The sequence below is a fragment of the Spongiibacter thalassae genome (genome assembly GCF_012272835.1).
Lineage (GTDB): Bacteria > Pseudomonadota > Gammaproteobacteria > Pseudomonadales > Spongiibacteraceae > Spongiibacter > Spongiibacter thalassae.
Map to the genome: position 1 here is coordinate 46841 of NZ_JAAWWK010000009.1, position 18533 is coordinate 65373.

The 18533-nt window shown below is 58.8% G+C and carries 17 protein-coding genes; 11 read left to right on the top strand and 6 right to left on the bottom strand.

Features of this window, described 5'->3' with window-relative positions; genetic code table 11:
* The first annotated feature begins 134 nt into the window (after positions 1-134).
* The 4 genes from HCU74_RS19495 (at position 135) to HCU74_RS19510 (ending at position 5398) form a co-directional block, all read left to right on the top strand.
* Positions 135-1283 (top strand): alpha/beta hydrolase family protein, encoded by a 1149-nt coding sequence (locus tag HCU74_RS19495; protein ID WP_168452118.1) that lies wholly within the window; start codon positions 135-137, stop codon positions 1281-1283.
* A complete protein-coding gene (locus tag HCU74_RS20365; RefSeq protein WP_168452119.1) occupies positions 1280-4063 on the top strand; it encodes a CehA/McbA family metallohydrolase in 2784 nt (927 codons plus the stop codon). The genes HCU74_RS19495 and HCU74_RS20365 overlap by 4 nt, the downstream gene beginning before the upstream one ends.
* A gap of 131 nt (positions 4064-4194) precedes the next feature.
* Complete coding sequence (locus HCU74_RS19505) at positions 4195-4863, top strand: YiaD family glycine zipper/OmpA-like lipoprotein (RefSeq protein ID WP_168452120.1); 669 nt, start codon at positions 4195-4197, stop codon at positions 4861-4863.
* A gap of 76 nt (positions 4864-4939) precedes the next feature.
* Positions 4940-5398, top strand: a complete 459-nt coding sequence (locus HCU74_RS19510; RefSeq protein WP_168452121.1) for an LEA type 2 family protein — start codon at positions 4940-4942, stop codon at positions 5396-5398.
* A 19-nt stretch (positions 5399-5417) separates the two neighbouring features.
* Here the strand turns inward: HCU74_RS19510 and HCU74_RS19515 are convergent, their stop codons facing one another.
* Entirely contained in the window at positions 5418-6212 is a 795-nt protein-coding gene (locus tag HCU74_RS19515; RefSeq protein WP_168452122.1) for a ParA family protein, read from the bottom strand.
* A 158-nt stretch (positions 6213-6370) separates the two neighbouring features.
* On the opposite strand from HCU74_RS19515, the gene HCU74_RS19520 reads away from it, so the two are divergent.
* A complete protein-coding gene (locus HCU74_RS19520; protein ID WP_168452123.1) occupies positions 6371-6994 on the top strand; it encodes a riboflavin synthase subunit alpha in 624 nt (207 codons plus the stop codon).
* A gap of 11 nt (positions 6995-7005) precedes the next feature.
* Here HCU74_RS19520 and HCU74_RS19525 read toward each other — a convergent pair whose 3' ends face one another.
* The gene (locus HCU74_RS19525) at positions 7006-8133 is read right to left on the bottom strand and encodes a nitronate monooxygenase (RefSeq protein ID WP_168452124.1); all 1128 of its coding nucleotides are present in this window, start codon (positions 8131-8133) and stop codon (positions 7006-7008) included.
* Positions 8134-8349: 216 nt separating this feature from the next.
* On the opposite strand from HCU74_RS19525, the gene HCU74_RS19530 reads away from it, so the two are divergent.
* Positions 8350-8550 carry a YdcH family protein gene (locus HCU74_RS19530; protein WP_168452125.1) on the top strand — a complete coding sequence of 67 codons (201 nt, stop codon included), beginning with the start codon at positions 8350-8352 and terminating at the stop codon, positions 8548-8550.
* A 260-nt stretch (positions 8551-8810) separates the two neighbouring features.
* Positions 8811-9563 carry a methyltransferase domain-containing protein gene (locus HCU74_RS19535; protein ID WP_168452126.1) on the top strand — a complete coding sequence of 251 codons (753 nt, stop codon included), beginning with the start codon at positions 8811-8813 and terminating at the stop codon, positions 9561-9563.
* On the opposite strand, the gene HCU74_RS19540 is transcribed toward HCU74_RS19535, so the two are convergent.
* The 3 genes from HCU74_RS19540 to HCU74_RS19550 all read right to left on the bottom strand — a co-directional run bounded on the left by HCU74_RS19540 (position 9560) and on the right by HCU74_RS19550 (position 12492).
* Positions 9560-10033, bottom strand: a complete 474-nt coding sequence (locus HCU74_RS19540; RefSeq protein ID WP_168452127.1) for an Mpo1 family 2-hydroxy fatty acid dioxygenase — start codon at positions 10031-10033, stop codon at positions 9560-9562. The two genes, HCU74_RS19535 and HCU74_RS19540, sit on opposite strands and share 4 nt — an antisense overlap.
* A 517-nt stretch (positions 10034-10550) precedes the next feature.
* On the bottom strand, positions 10551-11765 hold the full coding sequence (locus HCU74_RS19545) for a glycerol-3-phosphate dehydrogenase/oxidase (protein WP_168452128.1): 1215 nt from the start codon (positions 11763-11765) through the stop codon (positions 10551-10553).
* Entirely contained in the window at positions 11758-12492 is a 735-nt protein-coding gene (locus tag HCU74_RS19550) for a glycerophosphodiester phosphodiesterase family protein (RefSeq protein ID WP_168452129.1), read from the bottom strand. Before HCU74_RS19550 ends, HCU74_RS19545 begins: the two co-directional genes overlap by 8 nt.
* 133 nt (positions 12493-12625) lie before the next feature.
* Between HCU74_RS19550 and asnS the strand changes: the two genes are divergently transcribed.
* Positions 12626-14020 carry an asparagine--tRNA ligase gene (asnS, locus tag HCU74_RS19555; RefSeq protein ID WP_168452130.1) on the top strand — a complete coding sequence of 465 codons (1395 nt, stop codon included), beginning with the start codon at positions 12626-12628 and terminating at the stop codon, positions 14018-14020.
* A gap of 45 nt (positions 14021-14065) precedes the next feature.
* Here asnS and HCU74_RS19560 read toward each other — a convergent pair whose 3' ends face one another.
* Positions 14066-15964: a VacB/RNase II family 3'-5' exoribonuclease gene (locus HCU74_RS19560; RefSeq protein WP_168452131.1), complete on the bottom strand. Its 1899-nt coding sequence runs from the start codon at positions 15962-15964 to the stop codon at positions 14066-14068.
* 419 nt (positions 15965-16383) lie between these two features.
* On the opposite strand from HCU74_RS19560, the gene HCU74_RS19565 reads away from it, so the two are divergent.
* From HCU74_RS19565 to tnpB, 3 genes are all read left to right on the top strand, one after another.
* A complete protein-coding gene (locus HCU74_RS19565) occupies positions 16384-17769 on the top strand; it encodes a PhoH family protein (RefSeq protein WP_168452132.1) in 1386 nt (461 codons plus the stop codon).
* Positions 17770-17868: 99 nt separating this feature from the next.
* Positions 17869-18219: a transposase gene (locus HCU74_RS19570; protein ID WP_168452133.1), complete on the top strand. Its 351-nt coding sequence runs from the start codon at positions 17869-17871 to the stop codon at positions 18217-18219.
* Positions 18216-18533, top strand: a 318-nt coding sequence (gene tnpB, locus HCU74_RS19575) for an IS66 family insertion sequence element accessory protein TnpB (RefSeq protein WP_168452134.1), incomplete at its 3' end; no start/stop codon positions are given. The genes HCU74_RS19570 and tnpB, both read left to right, overlap by 4 nt.

Here is an 18533-nt window from a genome sequence, read left to right on the forward strand (position 1 = left end):
CGCGGCAATCGCTGTCGAGGAGAACTTTCCAGCCGCCTTCGGGCGGTTTTTTTGTTGGTGAACCAAGAGACTAGTGGAGACATGTCAGCCGACTTGGTAAGTTATGCGTTTCGTTTACCGACAGATAAGACCCTATGGTAAAGAAGATTTTACTTTCGCTGCTGACGCTGGTCATCCTCGCCGGACTGATGCTGCGATACAGCGCTGTGCCCGACGACTTTCCCGCCGATTCAGCCTCGGCCAAATGGCTTGAACGGGGCGCTGCCGACGTTGACTATTTCGACGTCACCCTCACGGACAAGACCCGCAGCACCCAGGCCAACGGGGAGTTCAAGGGGCGCGATTTTCGCCGGCTGAAAACCCGCATCTGGCACCCTTCGCCAATGCATGGCCGCGCACCCCTGATTATTTACAGCCACGGTTTTATGTCGATGCGCACCGAGGGCAGTTACCTTGCCGAGCACTTGGCCAGCCACGGCTATATTGTCGCCGCCATGGACTACCCCCTCACCAGCTACAGCGCCCCCGGCGGGCCATTGGCCAAGGACGTAGCCCATCAGAGCGACGACATCCGCTTTTTGCTGGACCAGTTTCTCAGCTGGAACGACGAACCCGGGCATCAGTTTTACCAGCACATCGACGACAACCGCATCGGTGTGGCCGGGCTGTCCCTCGGCGGTATGACCTCGACACTGGCGGCCTTTCACCCACGCAAGCGCGACCCGCGCATCGCTGCGGCGGTGTCGATTGCCGGCCCCAGTGTTATCTTTGACGACACCTTTTTCCGGGATACGTCACTGCCATTTATGATGATCGCTTCGCCGAGCGATCCGATGGTTGACTACCAGGCCAACGCTGCGACGATTCCCGAGCGCGTTCCCGGTGCGGTGCTGGTCATCATGGCTGACGCCTCCCACACCGGGTTTGCCAGCCTGGGCGCGCTGTTTCGCTGGGCGAGCAACCCCGACGCCATCGGCTGCGCCCACGTTGTTGATAAACTCGAAAAGACCGCCGAAGAACGATGGGCCAAGGAGATTGGCAGCGCGCTCGACGGCATTGTTGACATGGCGCAACCCGAGCTGTGTCGCTCGGAACTCGGCCCGGCCATGAACCCCATATTGCAACACCGCTTAACCACACTCGCCGTATTCAGCTTTTTCGAGTCCCACTTTGCCTTGGGTGTGGCGGATAAATCTGCGGCGAAACGCTTTCTCCACGACCAGTTTCCCAGCGAGCACCCACAGATCACCGTTCGCCAACAGGAGGCATCGCAAAACCTGTGAGCCGCTTCAACACCACCTTGCACACGCCACAGCGACACTCCCCACGCCGCCACATCGCCAAGGGAGCCGCCAGTGCACTGCTCGCGCTGAGCTGCACACTGGCGTTTGGCGCCAAGGATGAGGCCCGCGAAGCGCCGGTGGCCGATGGTCTGGACCATTACCTGGAGGAAGCCAGTCAGGAGGATGCTGCGCCACCGTCGCTGCTCCGCGCCGAAAGAATCACCCTGGCGGCCATTGATAGCTACCCCCGCAGCGGCCCCGATGCCATCGCCGGTGTCGGCGACTGGTGGCTGTCCAATGGCGTCGTCTGCGCGGCGATCAGCGATGTCGATCACGACGCAGGAATTGTCGCCGGGGGTGGCAGCCTGATCGACCTCGGCCACTGCAACCGCGACGACGACCAGTGGACCTACGCCAATGTACTGACCGGCCTGAGCAAGGACACCGCGATCCCGGTGCGCCATATCAACGCTTCTCTCAGTGACGACGCCGCTGAAATTATTGCCACCGGAGAGCGCGAGGGGCTGCGCCAGACGGTGCGCTTTCGCCTGGGGGCAGACAGCGACCGTCTCGAAATCGATGTGGAACTGGTGCGCATCGGCGAGGGCCCTGCGCTGCAAATGAGCGGCCTGTTTACCCTGTATTCCAATCGGGTATTGTCGCCGTTCAGCTATTCCAGCTACGCACCTAACGCCACACTGGGCTTTCAACACAAGGATATCGACCGCCACAGCACCGCGTCGCTGATCCGCGGCATGATGCCCGCGGACTGGAATATTCTGGTCGGCGAAGACAACGGCCACGACAGCATCAGCTACGGCCTGCAGCTGATGAGCGCCGAGCTGATTAATGGTGAGGGTGCGCGGCAGACCCTGCCCCGGTTTCTGGCGGTACTGCCGAATTACAGTCTGCACGGTTGGCTGACGCGACCTCTGTGGATACAAAGCGACCGGCTAAACTGGCTGTCGATGCTGCAAAGCCGGTTTATGGATCTGGAGCCCCGGGAAAAACTGATTGCCAAGTTTCAGGTACTGCTTGGCCGCCGCAACGATGTCGCATCGATTACCGACCAGATTTATCGCGGCCCGGTACTGCGCGGTTACAGCAACCATAATGATGTGTCCTTCACCGTATGGGATCAGCAGGAGCGTCCGGTTACCCAGGTTCGCCCACAGCAGGATGGCAGTTTTACCCTGCGTCTGCCCGACCGCGCCCGCCGGGTGCGGGTCACCGCCAATGCACCCTGGGGCCAGCAACTGGCGCGGGAAATTGCAGTGGCCGACAACCGCAATGACAGCGGCCGCTGGATGTTCCGACGCAATGGCAGTTTAACTCTGCCCCGGGGCGAGGCCATGAGCCTGTACTTTTTCGGTCTGGGCGACACCCCTAACCCCCGTTTTGGCGACGATTTACTCGGCTTTAGCATCGGCGACAGCCCACTGCCCAGCACCGCCCAGCGCAATCGCATCGATCTCGCCGGCATTCCCTCCGATCCCGAAGTGATCGACCTCGCCCCCGGTAACTACCAGGTTCTGGTGGGCCGGGGTATGGAATACGAGCTACGTGAATACCTGCTCACGGTGATCGCCGGCAAACGCAGCTTACTGCCCATTCAGCCCCCCAAGCGGCTGTGGTTCGGCGAAGACTGGCGCAGTGCCGACCTCCATGTGCACAGCGGTGCCAGCTTCGACGCAACGGTGTCGATTCGCGAGCGGCTGCGTAGCTATGTCGCCCAGGGCGCTGAAATATTGCTGGCCTCTGAGCACAATCGCATAGTGGATTATCGCCCGGTCGTCAGCGACATGGGACTGGAGAACGACGTGCAGGTGATGGTTGGCGCGGAATTGACCAGCATGGCCCACACCGAGGAGGCCCCCTATACCATCGGTCACAGCAATGCCTTCCCCCTCCGCGCCCGCCCCAACGATTACGCGGGGGGCATTTTCCGCACCGAGGGGCGCGCCCTGCGCGAGCTGATCGCCGAGGTGAAGGGCCGTGAACCCGGCGCCCTGTTCCAGCTTAACCACCCCCGGGCGGTGGCTCCGGACGATCAGGACCTGGCCTTCTTCGATCACCTGTCCATCGGCAAGCGCTTTAACGCCGACCAGCCACTGGACGCGTCCGACAACCGCTCCTTGCTGGCGGTAGACCCGGTGTCAGGTGCTCGGGATATCGATTTCGACCTATTGGAAGTTATCAACGGCAGCGAGTTTGCGGTGTACGAGCAGGTGCGCAACGACTGGTTCGCCCTGCTGAATCAGGGTGCCCGCCGCGCCGCCACCGGCAATAGCGACTCCCACGACCTGTCCCAGGTGGTGGCGGCACCGAGAAATTATATTTACCTGCCTGACTCCGGGCCGCTGCCCCTCAGCGAGCAAGCGATAGTCAAGGCCTTGTCGAGCGGCCAGAGCTTTGCCACCACAGGCCCGTTCCTCGAGCTGACCCTGCGCCAGGGGAAAAATACCATTGGCCTGGGTGGCTATTTGCACGGCCGCGAGGGGCAGCTCCACGTACGGGTCAGCGCCGCCGACTGGGTCGATGTCGACCTGATGACGATTTGGGTCAACGGTGAAATCTACCGGGAGCTGCGAACCTTCCCCGGCGATCACAAGGTTGTCGAAATTGTCGCCGACAAGGACTCCTGGCTGGTGGTGGAAGTACGCGGCAAGGCCGGGGAGCTGTATCGCAAGGTATTGCCCGACCTGCAGCCCCTGGCACTGAGCAATCCCATCTATATCGACGCCAATAATGATGGCCGGTGGCAGGCACCATTGAACTAGCAGGCTATACTGCTTGTCATAGCACTGAAGTGCGGCGGGGAAATCCGTCGCTAAACTATAAATATTTCACTGATTTGTGCCATGATCGAGAAGCTCCACAGCAAAAAACAGACTTCAACCAGGGGGAAGCAATGATTCGTTTAGCGAAAACAGGACGTGTAACCGGGCTCGCATCGGCAGTGTTATTGGTCGCCGCATGTAGTATCGACCCATATACCGGCGAAGAGAAAACCAGCAACACCGCCAAAGGCGCTGGCTGGGGCGCACTGGGTGGTGCAGTACTGGGCGCTGCGGTGTCTGATAAAGAAGATCGTAAAAAAGGTGCATTGATCGGCGCCGCCGCAGGTGCCGCTGCCGGGGGTGGCTACGGCTACTATATGGACCGCCAGGAAGCCAAGCTGCGCGCCCGCCTCGAAGGCACCGGCGTTCGCGTTGAACGCATCGGCGACACCATCAAGCTGATTATGCCCGGCAATATCACCTTTGATACCGGCAGCTCGGCGATTATGCCCAGCTTCAACAGTGTCCTCGACAGTGTGGTACTGGTCGCCAAGGAATTCGACAAAACGCTGATGCAAATCAACGGTTATACCGATTCCACCGGGAGCTTCCAGACCAACCAGAACCTGTCCGAGCAGCGCGCTGGCAGCGTGGCCCGCTACTTTATGAATCACGGTGTGCCCTCCAGCCGCATTCGTTCCACTGGCTACGGCCCACGTGACCCCATCGCCGACAATAGCACGGCCTCAGGTCGCGCCCAGAACCGCCGGGTCGAGATCGAAATGCTGCCAATGCAGTAATTGGTCTGGCTCACGGGTGTAATGGGGTGCCTTGTGGCGCCCCTTTTTGTTTTAACTCAACGGGAACCTGCCTACCGTGAAAAAACTGCTGCTGTTAACCTTTGTCGCGCTGCTGAGCGCCTGTGCCTCGCTGAACCCCGTGGCCAAGCCTGAAGTCGCCATTACCCGTATCAATATCGGCCCCTCCAACGGCTTGCAACAGCAGCTGCTGATCGGCCTACAGGTGAGCAACCCCAACAGCTTCGCCCTGAACCTGGGCAAGCTGCGCTATCAGATGGATCTCGCAGGCAGCCAATTGGCCTCGGGCACCTTCAACGATGCCATTTCAGTACCCGCCAATGGCCAGACGCAAATCGAAGTGCCTGTGGGCATTAACTTGCTTAGCGGCATTGGGCTACTGCGAACCGTATTGAGCAATACCAGCAGCGACCTGGAATACGAGCTGCGCATGACCGCCGATGTGGGCAACTTTGGACTGGGAGATATGACCCTGAGCAAGAAGGGCTTTGTCGGGATCAACGGCCCCACTCGCTAGTGGGGCCAATCGAGGCGTTCTAGGCCGTTTTGGCAGCCTTGGCACTTTCGGCATCAAGGCTGTCGTGCAAGGCAATCAACTGCTGGGTGAGCTTGTGTGACGGTGCCATATGCACCAGCGGCACCTGGCGGCTGCGGGATTCTTTCATTTTTACCGAGCTGTTCAGGTACTGGTCAAACACTGGCAGGTTCATTTCCCGCAGGCTTTCAATCAGCTGCGTGGGCAGGCTGGCCTGAGCCTGGAACTGGTTTACCACAATGCCTTCCAGACGCAGCTTGGGGTTATGGTCTTCGCGGATTTCCTCGACGGTCTCCAGCAGGCCAATCAGCGCGCCCTGGGAAAAACTGTCGCAATCAAAGGGGATAACCAGACTATCTGCCGCAATCAGCGCCGAACGGCTGTAAAAATTCAGCGCTGGAGGGGTGTCGATATAAATGTAATCGTACTCTTTTTGCAGAGACTCCAGTGCGTCGCGCAGCTTGTAGATCTTGTGACGACTTTCCAGCTCCCGCTCGATCACCGCCAACTCGGGGCTTGAGGGCATCAGGTACAGGTTGTCGAATTCGGTCTGGTAAACACAGTCACCGGCGTCCTTGGCCTTGCCAAACAAGCTGAGCTTCTGCTTGAAAAAGCTCGCCGCGTTATCTTCGAGGTCGCGGAACTGGCTGCCAATCAGATATTCGCTGCTATTGCCCTGAATATCGAGGTCAATCAACAGTGTTTTGCTTCCCTTCCAGGCACTGATCGCCGCCAGATTACAACTGATACTGGTTTTGCCGACGCCGCCTTTCTGATTGAAGATCACCCGCTTCATTCGTAAATCCTGCCAATAGCCGTATGAAAGCGCCAATGCTAGCAGCTCACGGGGGACGGCGCTATGGCCGTGGGCTTGCGCTTCCTCGCCCGCTGCGCATAATGCGCTATGTCTGACGGATCGGTAGTTTGCCGAGCCGCGATCACTCTGGAGAAATCATGTATACCGGTATAGTGCAGGGCGCCTTCACCATCACCCGCTGTGACGATGAGCCCGGACTGCGGCGGCTCAGCGTCGAGTTGCCCGACACGCTGCTCACAGATATTACCATCGGTGCCAGTGTCGGCCTCGACGGCGTGTGTATGACGGTGACCCGCATCGACGGCAACACCCTGCACTTCGACGCCATGGCCGAGACCCTGCGCCTGACCACACTGGGCCAGCTAAAGGTGGGCGACTTGGTGAATGTCGAGCGCTCGGCCAGGCAGGGAGCGGAAATCGGCGGCCACCTGATCTCTGGCCATATCGATGGCACCGCCGAAGTGGTAGAGCGCCAGGAGAGCGAAAACAACCTCAGCCTGCACTTCAAGCTGCCGGACGCCGTGAACAAATATGTCTTTACCAAGGGCTTTATCGGGCTGCACGGTTGCAGCCTGACGGTCGCCACCATGGATCGCAGCAGCGGAATATTTTCAGTGTGCCTGATCCCTGAAACCCTGCGCGCCACCAATCTTGGCGCACTGCGCAGGGGTGACCGGGTGAACATCGAGGTGGATCGCCAAACCCAGGTGATCGTCGATACTGTTGAGCGGGTTTTGGCCGAACAACATCTCGGGGTTTGACGCCCTGGGCATCAGGCCTCGGGCATCAGGCTGTTGACCCGCTCCAGCGCATCGACATATTCGGTAATCAGTCGGAATACCACGTTGCGGGTGGATTCCACCTGATTGATTTGTCCCACCACCTGGCCGACCGGATTGAATGCCACTTTCTGGCAGTCGCCAACACTGGCGTATTTCGCTGTGCGGCGAATACCGTCACCGCTGACCAGGCCCTGCAAGGGCATGCCCAGTGGCTCAGGGTTGCCCGGCGCCGCCCAGGCTTCGGTCCAGTCATTTTTCAACATGCGGCAGGGTTTGCCCGTCCACGAGCGCGAGCGCACGGTATCTTCACTGCTCGCCTTGAGTAGCGATTCCTTCTGTGCCGGCTCGGCATGGGCTTCTTCAACAGTGAGCCACAGCGACCCCGTCCACGCTCCCGCACAACCCAGCGCCATCGCCGCCAGCACCTGCTGCCCCGTGCCGATACCCCCGGCAGCCAGCACTGGCACACCCTCTGCGGCGGCAACCGCCTGGGGCCAGAAAACAATCGACCCTACGTCGCCAGTATGTCCGCCACCCTCGCCACCCTGAGCGACGATAAAGTCCAGACCCGCTTCTTTGTGGGCTTTAACCTGTTTTACCTTGCCACACAGTGCACCGACCAAACGACCGCTGTCCTGAATCATCTTGACCTTGTCCGCCGGCGGCGTGCCCAATGCATTCGCGATGAGGCGACATTTGGGGCGGGTCAGGGCCTCCATTAACAGCGGCGTTGCAGTGGCTTCGGTCCAGCCCAGCAGGCCCATGCTTTTGGTGCCATCGGGCCACTCCGGTACGCCGTGATCGGCCAGCAGTTTTTGTGCGAAGGCGATATGCTCCTCCGGCACCATGCTCCACAACTGCTTTTCCAGCTCCTCGGGACTGGTATCGCCCATACCTTCGTATTTTTGCGGAATCACAATATCAACACCGTAGGGCAAGTCGCCGATCTGCTCGTCGATCCAGTCGAGTTCGGCCTTGAGCTGCTCAGGAGTGAAACCCACCGCCCCCAGCACACCGATGCCCCCGGCCTTGCTTACCGCCACCACCACATCGCGGCAGTGGGTAAATGCAAAGATCGGATACTCAATGCCCAGTTTTTCACAGAGTTCAGTGCGCATGTTTTTGCCTCGTCAGAAATAGCCGCTGTTGGCGACGGTTGCACAGGATGCCTCCAGTATTGCCAAGGGGCCGCGGCGCAACAATGGCCTAAGCAGTCATTGCCCAGTGACGAAAAAGATCAACGAAGGGGGCGGTCGGCGCTTGTAAGATGGACTGGCAGAGAGTAAAAATAGGTTTTGTACACCGCCTTACCGCTCCGGGATTAAACCGATATTATGGATAACTGCCTGTCCGCCAGTGCGCGTCTGCTGTTGCTAAAACGCCGCCATCGCGCACTCGATGAGGAAATCAAACTGCTATCGGTCAACCCCTGGCAAAACCAGCTTCTTCTGCAACGCCTGAAACGCGAAAAACTGCGTATCAAAGACAATATCGAATGGCTCAAGAACGAAATGGTGCCCGACATCGACGCGTGACTCCGCGCGTGTGAGATATATCTCACACGCGGTGATGACTTTGACGCCTGTCGCCCACTAAGTGGTTTTGGTTAAATACTTCCCATCAGGACGATTCAGGCATTCAATGGACTGGATGCGACATAGGAAGTCGAAATTCGTAAAAACCGAGGCACTCGTTGCCTCGGTTTTTTTTCGCCTGACCTTTGGGCGCAGGACTTGCTAGCGCAAGGACCGGACGACTACACTCTGCTACCCACTCCCACAGCCCTTGCCTATCCATGCCTGACCGCAACTTCGACGGCATTGCCGCACGCTTTCACCACAATATTTACGGCAACCCCAAGGGGCAGTTGCGTCTGGCCTTGTGCCAGCGGGAGCTGAGCGCCCGGCTGGGCGACTTTCTCTCTGCGCCGCGCCGAGTGTGGGACGCCGGTGGCGGCATCGGGCAGATGAGTGCATGGTTTCTCGAAGCGGGCCATCAGGTCTATCTCAACGACCTGTCCAGCGAAATGCTGGCGCTGGCAAAGGACAGCCTGCACTCCCACCTTGGCGACCGCCTGGAACTGGAGTGCACCGCGATTCAGTCAGTCGAGCACTCAAACTTCGACCTCACCTGCTGCCACGCTGTGCTGGAATGGGTTGACGACGCCCCGGCACTATTGCAAGCCTTGCATCGAGGCCTGCGGCCAGGCGGCTATTTGTCGCTGATGTTTTACAACCTCAACGCCCTGGTGATTAACAATATGGTCAAGGGCAATCTGTACAAGCTGCGGGACGAAGATTTTGCCGGGCACCCCGGCGGGCTGACCCCACCACACCCCCGCGACCCCGAAGCAGTATTGACCGCACTGCGCGCCCAGGGCTTTGAGATTGTTGCCAAGCGCGCCGTACGCCTCAGCCACGACCTGATGTCACGCAGCCTGCGCAAGGAGCGCAGCGTGACCGATATGCTGGAGATAGACTGGCAATACGGCGACCGCGAGCCCTTCTGGGCCCTGGGTCGCTACGTACATGTGCTGTGCAGGCGCTAGCGCTGGGTGGACGCCTCACGAAAGCGAATGCCGAATTTGTCGTAGACGGCGCCGAGTATCCACAGCGGGCCAATCAACAAAAAGAGGATATCGGTGAAGAAGGAGGGCTTTTGCGATTCGGCTTTGTGCCCGACGAATTGCAACCACCAGGCCACAATCCAGATCGTCGCCGCGGGAATCCACATCGCCAGCTCGACATGCTGCTGATAAAGCATGATGCCTCCGGCAATCAACAGCACCAATGGCAACATGCCCAACGCCAACCGGGTCGACAGATAGCCATAAAAGAACATCGCCCCGACCAGCACTAGCTGACCCAGATTAGCCGCTGTACCCGGCACCGGAACCAGCCAGAGCAGAGCGACGGTGGTTACCGCGATAGCCGGCACGCACCAATAATGAATACGCTTGTTGCGCGGATTCTGATGGGACGCGTTGTATTCGTCCAACCACTGTTCAAGGCTGCGCATTGTCGAGTTCCCCTGTTGATCCTTAAGCCCAACATGGTAACCGATCAGTGTCACCGCACAATGGCTGTGGTGACAGGCTGGCCGGTGGCAGTAGAGCCAGTAGCCAGCCGTAATAGCGGGAGGGGGTTACAGTACCGCGATGCAGGCCATGACGCCGGTGACGACGATGCCGAGCAATACAAAGCGCGCAGCAATTTCAGCAACCGATTCAGCTTTGTTGATATCTTCGACAGTAAGTGTGTGCATGGTAGTTCTCCGCATGAATGTCCAAATGACAGGGTCAGTATAGGGAGAAAAAGCGTTACCGTGGGTTACACTCAACGGCCTGCGCGAAGCCCATCAAGCGGCAAATCTAACCGAATTTAAGCTAATTTTCGCATAATATTTCTATTTAAATCAATCAGTTAACTAATTTCTAAGCATTTGTTAATGCGACTGTTACCCCGCCGCAACCATGTCGCTCTCGTTAAATGCTTGTAACAAACCGAATTTCACGCCATTTGCGCGCCGCCTTCGCCTACATTCGCGTCTCGGAGGCACCGCGGGTGGCGCTGGGCAACGCCCCCTCGAGCTTTAACTTGCGAGTGTCCAGCGCACCGGAGCGCTTGCCCAGCCGCGCCACCAGCTGCGCCACCACCCGCTCGGCGGTATGACGATAGGCGGTCAGTTTGCCACCATAAACCGAAACGGCAGCGGGTTGACTGTCGTCGTCGCACAATAGAAAGGTATCGCGCAGACGCTTGTTGGCCGACGCCGACGACTTGGGCAACACCCTCAGCCCCGCCCAGGCGTTCAACAAGACCGGCTGCTCACCGGGAAAGTAATGGGCGAGGGTATTTTGCAGGTAGACAATTTCCTTTTCCGTGGGCAACACACTGTCCGGCCCCTCTTCGTGCAGCATTTCAGTGGTGCCCACGAGACTATGCTCGCCCCAGGGCATGGCGAATACCGCGCGACCATCCTCGGGAGCTTCCATATAGAACACCCCCTTGGTGAGGGCTTTATCGACCAGAATATGGCTGCCTCGCACCAGTTCTATTTGTTCGGTAAAGCGGGTGCCGTCGATGCGCTTGGCAGTATCGTTTACCCAGGGGCCGGTCGCATTGACCACACTGCGGCAGTCACAGTGGAACACCCCTTCGGCGTCCCGCAACTCCAGCCGATAGCCTTGCTCGGTTTTGCGACCCTTAATCAGCTCGGTGTTGGTAAAGGTTTCTGCACCCAGGGCCTGGGCCGAACGCACCACCGCTTCGGTCAGCAGCTGGTCATCGGTCTGGCCGTCCCAATACTGGAACACCGCCTGCAAGCCTTCGGTATTCAAACCGTCCAGTCCCTGCCACTCTGCCTTTGGCACCTTGCGGAAACGACCCAACGGGCCGCAGCCCGAAAGGAAAAAATACAGGGTCAAGCCCGCGCGAATCTGCCAGGGTCGCCGCCCGGTATCCCTGTAGATGGGAATATAAAAACGTACCGGGCGCACCAGCTCGGGGGCATTGCGCAGCAACTGAGCGCGCTCGCGCAGGCTGTGGTAGACCAGCGAAAACTGGCCGGTTTCCAGATAGCGCAGGCCGCCGTGAATCAATTTGCTGGAGCGGCGCGAGGTGCCCGAGGCCCATTGATCCCGCTCAAAAATGCACACCTTATAGCCCGCTGCCGCTGCCGCCTGGGCAATACCTGCGCCCTGCACACCGCCACCGATCACGGCCACTTCCGTATTGACTTGTCTAGACAAGGCCAAACTCCTGCAATAATTCGCCAATTAAAAAAGTTTCTACCGCACTGGCACCACGCTCAAACCAGTCCCTGGCTTCGATTCCGCTACCCACCTCGTAGACGACCAGAGGCCACTTCAGTTCCCGCAGCCTCGCATCAACGGGCACACAATTGCGGTCGATAAACACCACTTCAGGGTCCAGCTCCGCCAGTGACCCCAGCTGCCAGTCGGGCCAGTAATCGAAGACCGCCCCGCAACGCTGCCAACCCCGCTGCCTAGCCTCCAGCAGCGCGGGCAATTCAAAGCTGATCAGCACGCAGCGCGACGCCACCACTTGCAGGTCAGCCATCACCGCAGCGACCATCGCCTCGGCACCAAACTGGCTGAGGCTTTCACCCTTCAGTTCGACAAAGGCGGTCACCTGGGGAAACTCCTCCAGTAGCGCCACCAGCTCACTGAGCGGGCTTAAAGGTGTTCCAGCAAATCGCGCGCCAAAGCGCAGGGGCTCATGGGCACTGAAACCGCGCAGCTGCTCGGCAGTGTAATCCCAGATCAACTGGTCCCGCTCACACAGACGATGCACCGCCGCATCGTGGAAGATGTGTGCCACACCGTCGGCGCTGAGCTGGACATCCAGCTCAATATTGACCGCGCCGGCCAATATGGCTTCGCGCAGGGCGAGGAGGGTGTTTTCCGGAAAGTGCTGACGCCACCCCCGGTGGGCAACGAAATTTTCTGCAAGCATGGGACGATTCCGCGACAATACTCTGCCACTCTAGCGGTTGTGGCTGACAGGAAAAAGCACCTTGATGCACAATAGCTCAACTAAATTATCCCGTCGCGGCGGCGGCATTCGCTTACATCCACCAGGAGAGACAATGCAATACAGTGCGATAAAGGATTTAATCCGAGGCCAGGTTGAGATCGGCACTCCGGTAGAAATTCGCGGCTGGGTACGCAGCCGACGCGACTCCAAGGGCGGCTTTTCCTTTCTCAGTGTGCACGACGGCTCTGCCCACGCCGCTATTCAGGCGGTGTTGCCCGGCGAATTACCCAACTACCAGAGCGAGGCCCTGCATTTGACCGCAGGCTGCTCTGTCATTGTGCGCGGCGAGCTGGTCGCCTCACAGGGCAAGGGCCAAAGTGTCGAGGTACAGGCCAATGCACTGGAGGTGTGCGGTTGGGTCGACGACCCCGACAGCTACCCCATCGCAAAAAAACGCCACAGCTTTGAATACCTGCGCAGTGTTGCACACCTGCGACCCCGCACCAACACCTTTGGCGCCATCACTCGAGTGCGCACAGTGCTGGCCAATGCGGTTCACCGCTATTTTTACGAGCGGGATTTTCAGTGGGTCAACACCCCGCTCATCACCGCCAGTGACTGTGAAGGGGCCGGAGAGATGTTCCGGGTCAGCACCCTCGACCTGCACAACCTGCCCCGCAATGCCGCCGGCCAGGTCGATTTCAACGAGGATTTTTTCGGTCGTGAAGCCTTTCTGACCGTTTCGGGCCAGCTCAATGCCGAGGCCTACTGCCTGGCCATGAGCAAGGTTTACACCTTTGGCCCCACCTTTCGCGCCGAGAACTCCAACACCAGTCGCCATCTCGCCGAATTCTGGATGGTCGAGCCCGAGGTAGCCTTTGCCGACCTGAATGACGATGCAGCACTGGCGGAAGACTTTTTGCGTTACCTGCTCACGGCAGTGCTGAACGAATGCGGAGACGACCTGGCATTCTTCAATGAATTTATCGACAAGGGCTTGATCAAGCGGCTGGAGGGTGTGGTAGCACGCCCCTTTGCCCGCATGGACTACAGCGAGGCGATACGCATTCTGGAATCCGCCGACCGCAAGTTCGAGTTCCCGGTGGCCTGGGGCGAAGACCTGAAGTCAGAACACGAACGCTTTTTGTGCGAGGAGCATGTCGGTGGGCCGCTGATCGTCAGCAACTACCCCAAGGACATCAAGGCGTTCTACATGCGCCTGAATGACGATGAACGCACCGTTGCGGCGATGGATGTACTGGCTCCGGGCATTGGCGAAATCATCGGCGGTAGCCAGCGCGAGGAGCGACTGGAAATACTGGATCAACGCATGGCCGCCCAGGGACTGGACGGTCTGGAATGGTATCGGGATCTGCGCCGTTACGGCACAGTGCCCCATGCGGGCTTCGGGCTGGGTTTTGAGCGGCTGCTCAACTACATCACTGGCATGGAAAATATCCGCGATGCCATTCCCTTTCCCCGGGTTCCGCGTCAGGCGGATTTCTGAGTGTGACCGGGGCGCAAACATCGCCGCCCCGGCTCAACAGCGGCCTCAGGCCAGGGTGAACTTCAGCTCGCGCTGGAAGGGGTCCAGCTCGGCGACCTTGACCATGACCGTCTGCTCCAGTTGATAACACTGGTCGGCGTTGTACAGGCGCAGGGTGTCAGCGTCAAAGCTCAGTTTAACCGGAATGGAGCGCGCCTCGACAAAGCCGCTGATCCCAGTCTCCTTGATCTCCACGGTAAAACCACCGCCGTTGAGGTGGGCAATCACCCCCTCATAAACCTGATCCTTGTCCTGCTCAGCAAGATACTGGTATTGCAGCCACTGCTCCATCTGGCGGCTGGCCTGACGCACATTGCGCAGGGTCTCCCGCAAACCTGTCAGCACCTCCTCCGACAGCAGGGGCAGTTTGTCGCCGGTCAAGCAGGCGCGAATACAGCGCTGCACTTGCAGGTCGCCATATTTGCGCAGCGGCGAGGTAAACGTACAGTAGCGTTCCAGACCAAGCCCGAAGTGGGGTGCTGGCTCCTGGCTCAGCTCGCCGGGCTGGAGCATACGCGCCAGAATACTGCGCAGGGGCAGCTCCGAATCGCTGTGGGTTGCCGCTCGCAGCACCGCGCGATAGCCCTCAAGGGTCGTTACGTCGGTGCCACTGAGTTCCGGCATGGCCTGCTCGATCAATGCCTTTACACTGTTCAACCGCTCGGGGCGGAAACCCGCATGGCTGTTATACAGGGCGATGCCATCGTTACACTGGGTAAACAGCCACTCCGCGGCACTGCGATTGGCAGCGAGCATGCACTCCTCCACCAGTCGGTGGGCATCGTTGCGATCCTCGCGAACAATGGCGGCAATCTTGCCGTTGTCGTTAAGGGTAAAGCGAAAGTCCGGCTGCTCGGGCATAATCAGGCTGTTGGCCTCGCGCCACGAACGCAACGCAGTGGCGGCATCTTGCAACGCGGCCAATGACGGCTGGCTAAAGGGAGCGCGGCCCGCCATCTGTTCAGCAACCTCGGTATAGCTCAGCTTCGCGTGGGAGCGCAGCAATACTTCGCTGAATTCGGTACTGGCTATGCTGCCGTCGGCCAACACTTGCAGGGTGCAGAGCAGGGCTGCGCGGTCTTCACCCTCCACCAGAGAGCAGCTGTCCTGGCTCACCGACTCAGGCAGCATGGTCTGGGTAAATCCGGGCAGGTAAACGGTGCTGGCTCTGGCGCGGGCGGCTTTGTCCAGCTCACTGCCGGGGGCAATAAAGGCTCCGGGGTCGGCGACGGCAACCTGCAACAACCAGCCCTGATCGTTGACCTCGGCGTACAGGGCATCGTCGATGTCGCGGGTGTCGCTGGAGTCGATGGTCACAAAGGGCAGGTCGCGGACATCTTTGCGCGCGTCGGCCCGGCTGTCCTGCAGCTCGCTGGCGGGGGGCCAGCCAAAGGGCAGGGCAAATTTGCACAGGGTGTACTTACCCTCGACAAAGGCGTCGTCGGGGCGGCCAATTTTGGTCAGCAACTTCACCTGGGACTTGCCATCTTTCCAGGGATGACGCTGCACCTTGCAGTGGATCAGATCGCCGGGCTGGGCCTTTTTGCGCTCCGAGGGCGGTATAAACAGCAGTTTGTTGAAGCGGGGCAGGTCCGGCTCGACAAAATGCCCCTGACCGCGCACCACGTACCGGCCGGTAAAGGTGCTCAATGGGCTGTCCACCAACTTTTCCAGCTCGGCCTTGAATTTGCCCTTGTCATCGGTCAGCACATTGACTCTGACCCGGTCACCGGGGAAAACCCGCTGCATATCGTCGGGGGCGAGAAACACATCGCGCCCGTCATCCATGCGCACAAAGCCAAAGCGGCGCTGGCTGCCACGCACCTCGCCCTCACCCTGATCCTTACTTTCAATGATGTCGGTTTTCAGCTGGCGCAACTGTTGCAGGGTATTCTGATCGAGCATGCGGGGAAGTACCTTGGTGGACTGATGACGAAATGGGGGGCATAGAGTAGCGGATTATCGCGCTGGCGTCTTGGTTGCAGCGCACGGACAGCGGGAATTTACAAACATTTTTAACCCGGGGCGATTAACAGTTGACATCCCCCGCCTGCGATTCCAATAATCGCTTAAGAATGGATTTTACGGAGCGGTCAGTTGCCCCATCGCTCAACGGCCTTAAGCCTGACAAGTCAAAGCGCCCCCACGCTGACGCGGTTCAGCCCGGCGCCTGCCAGCCGGCACACCACTGCGCTGCCCGAGAATGCGCTTCTCACTATCACCTGCCCTGCCAACTCAACCCTCAACGTCCTAACGCTCAATACCACCATCAACGCTACAACCCTCGACGATTTTCTTACCCCCCTGCCAGTAGAGAGTCCCTGATGGAAAAAATCTTTGTTCTGGATACCAATGTTCTGCTTCACGACCCCATGTCGCTCAATGCCTTTCACGAACATCGCGTCGTGGTGCCAATGACGGTACTGGAAGAGCTCGACCACATCAAAGACCGCCGCGACAAGGATGTCAGCCGGGAGGCACGCATCGCCATAAACGCCATTGATAAAATTCTTTTCAGCGCCAGCCCCCGTGAAATACAGGAGGGGGTCAACATTCCCACCAGCCGGGAAAGCGAGCGCCCGGGCACGCTGGCAATATTCCCGGATCAATTGATTAATCACGACACAGCAGCGGCGTTTTTGGACGGCAGCGAACAGCAGGCCAATGACAATCGCATTATCAATACCGCCCTGCATCTGCAGGTCAAAAACCCCGAAAGCTATGTCTGCCTGGTGACCAAAGACATCAACATGCGCTTGAAGGCCAAGGGCTCCGGGCTGGAAAATGTCGAGGACTACCGCCGCGACCGGGTGCTTGAAGATATTCAGTATATGGCCAAGGGCTATGAGTATTTGCCCGGCCGCTTCTGGGACAGCATCAACGAAGTCGAAACCCTTCGCGAGGGCAGCCAAACCATTCACGTGCTCGACAGAGCCTCGCTGGGGCCACTGCATGTGAACCAGTTTATTTACGATGACAGCGGCTTTGTCGGCCTGGTGCGAGCCATCGACGGCGAGCGTGTGGAGTTGCTCGACCTATGCCGCGACCAACTCATGCACCAGAGCATGTGGGGATTGCGACCGCGCAATATGGAGCAGGCCATGGCCTTCTTCCTAATCGCCCAGCAAGACATAGATATGACCGTGCTCACCGGCCCGGCGGGCTCAGGAAAAACCCTCATTGCGCTGGCCTATGGCCTGCACGCCATCCTTGAAGAAAAGCGCTATGACAAATTGATTGTGGCGCGATCAACACCACCGATTGCCGAAGATATCGGCTTCCTGCCCGGCACTGAAGAAGAAAAAATGGCGCCCTGGTTGGCTGCCTTTGACGACAACCTGGAGGTTCTCCACGGCACCGATGAATCGCCTTTCAGCAGTATTGAATACGTGAAGGACAAGGCCAACATTCAGTTCAAGTCACTGAATTTCATGCGTGGCCGATCCTTTAACAACGCTTATATTGTTATCGACGAGGCTCAGGGTTTAACCCAGTTCCAGCTGAAATCCATCGTTACCCGGGTGGGATCTAACTCAAAAATTGTGGTGCTGGGCAATCTCGCCCAAATCGACAACAAATATATTTCGCCACTGACCTCGGGGCTGACCTACCTGGTGGAAAAGAGCAAAAACTTCCCACATGCAGGGATCATGCACGTGAATGGCATAGAACGCTCACGATTAGCCGCGTTTGCCGAGGAGAACCTCTAGCGCCTGCGAAACAGACGTATCCGTCCGGCCAACACACCTTTCACTCCTGAGCCCAGGCCAACATGATGGTGTCCACCTGTTTTTAAGTGGACACCTAAAATGGATACGCAAGGATTACTCCCACCACCGGTTAAGCCACGGCGTCGCCGACACTCTCTGGAATTTAAGACACAGGTGCTGGCCGCTTGTGCTGAGCCAGGCGCTTCCATCGCGGCAGTGGCACAGCACTTCAATGTCAACGCGAACCTGATTCATAAATGGCGACGGGCTACAGAGGCGACGCGCCCTCCCGAGAACGGCGACTTTGTTAAAGTCGCGCTACCCAGGCCGACAGCCTCAACGTCGCCACAAGCGCTCAAGCTGGAACTGACCTGCACCCACGGCCCGGTTGTCATTCACTGGCCGCTGGATCAGCTTGATCTCCTCTCAAATTGGCTGCGCTCATCGTGATCCGCATTGATGAGATCTGGTTAGCCCGAGAACCTCTGGATATGCGCGCCGGGCCGGATACCACTCTGGCCCGCGTGGTGCAAAGCTTTGGCGAAGCCCGGCCTCACTGCGCCTACCTTTTTGCCAACAAACGGGCTAACCGGATGAAGGTGCTGGTGCATGATGGCTTCGGCCTCTGGCTGGCCGCCCGGCGATTGCATCGTGGCAAATTTGTCTGGAGCAGCCTGCGCGAAGGTAGCGCGGTTGCTCTGGATGAAGAACAATTGCGGGCATTGGTCACCGGCCTGCCCTGGCAGCGCGCTGGTGGCGCGGCC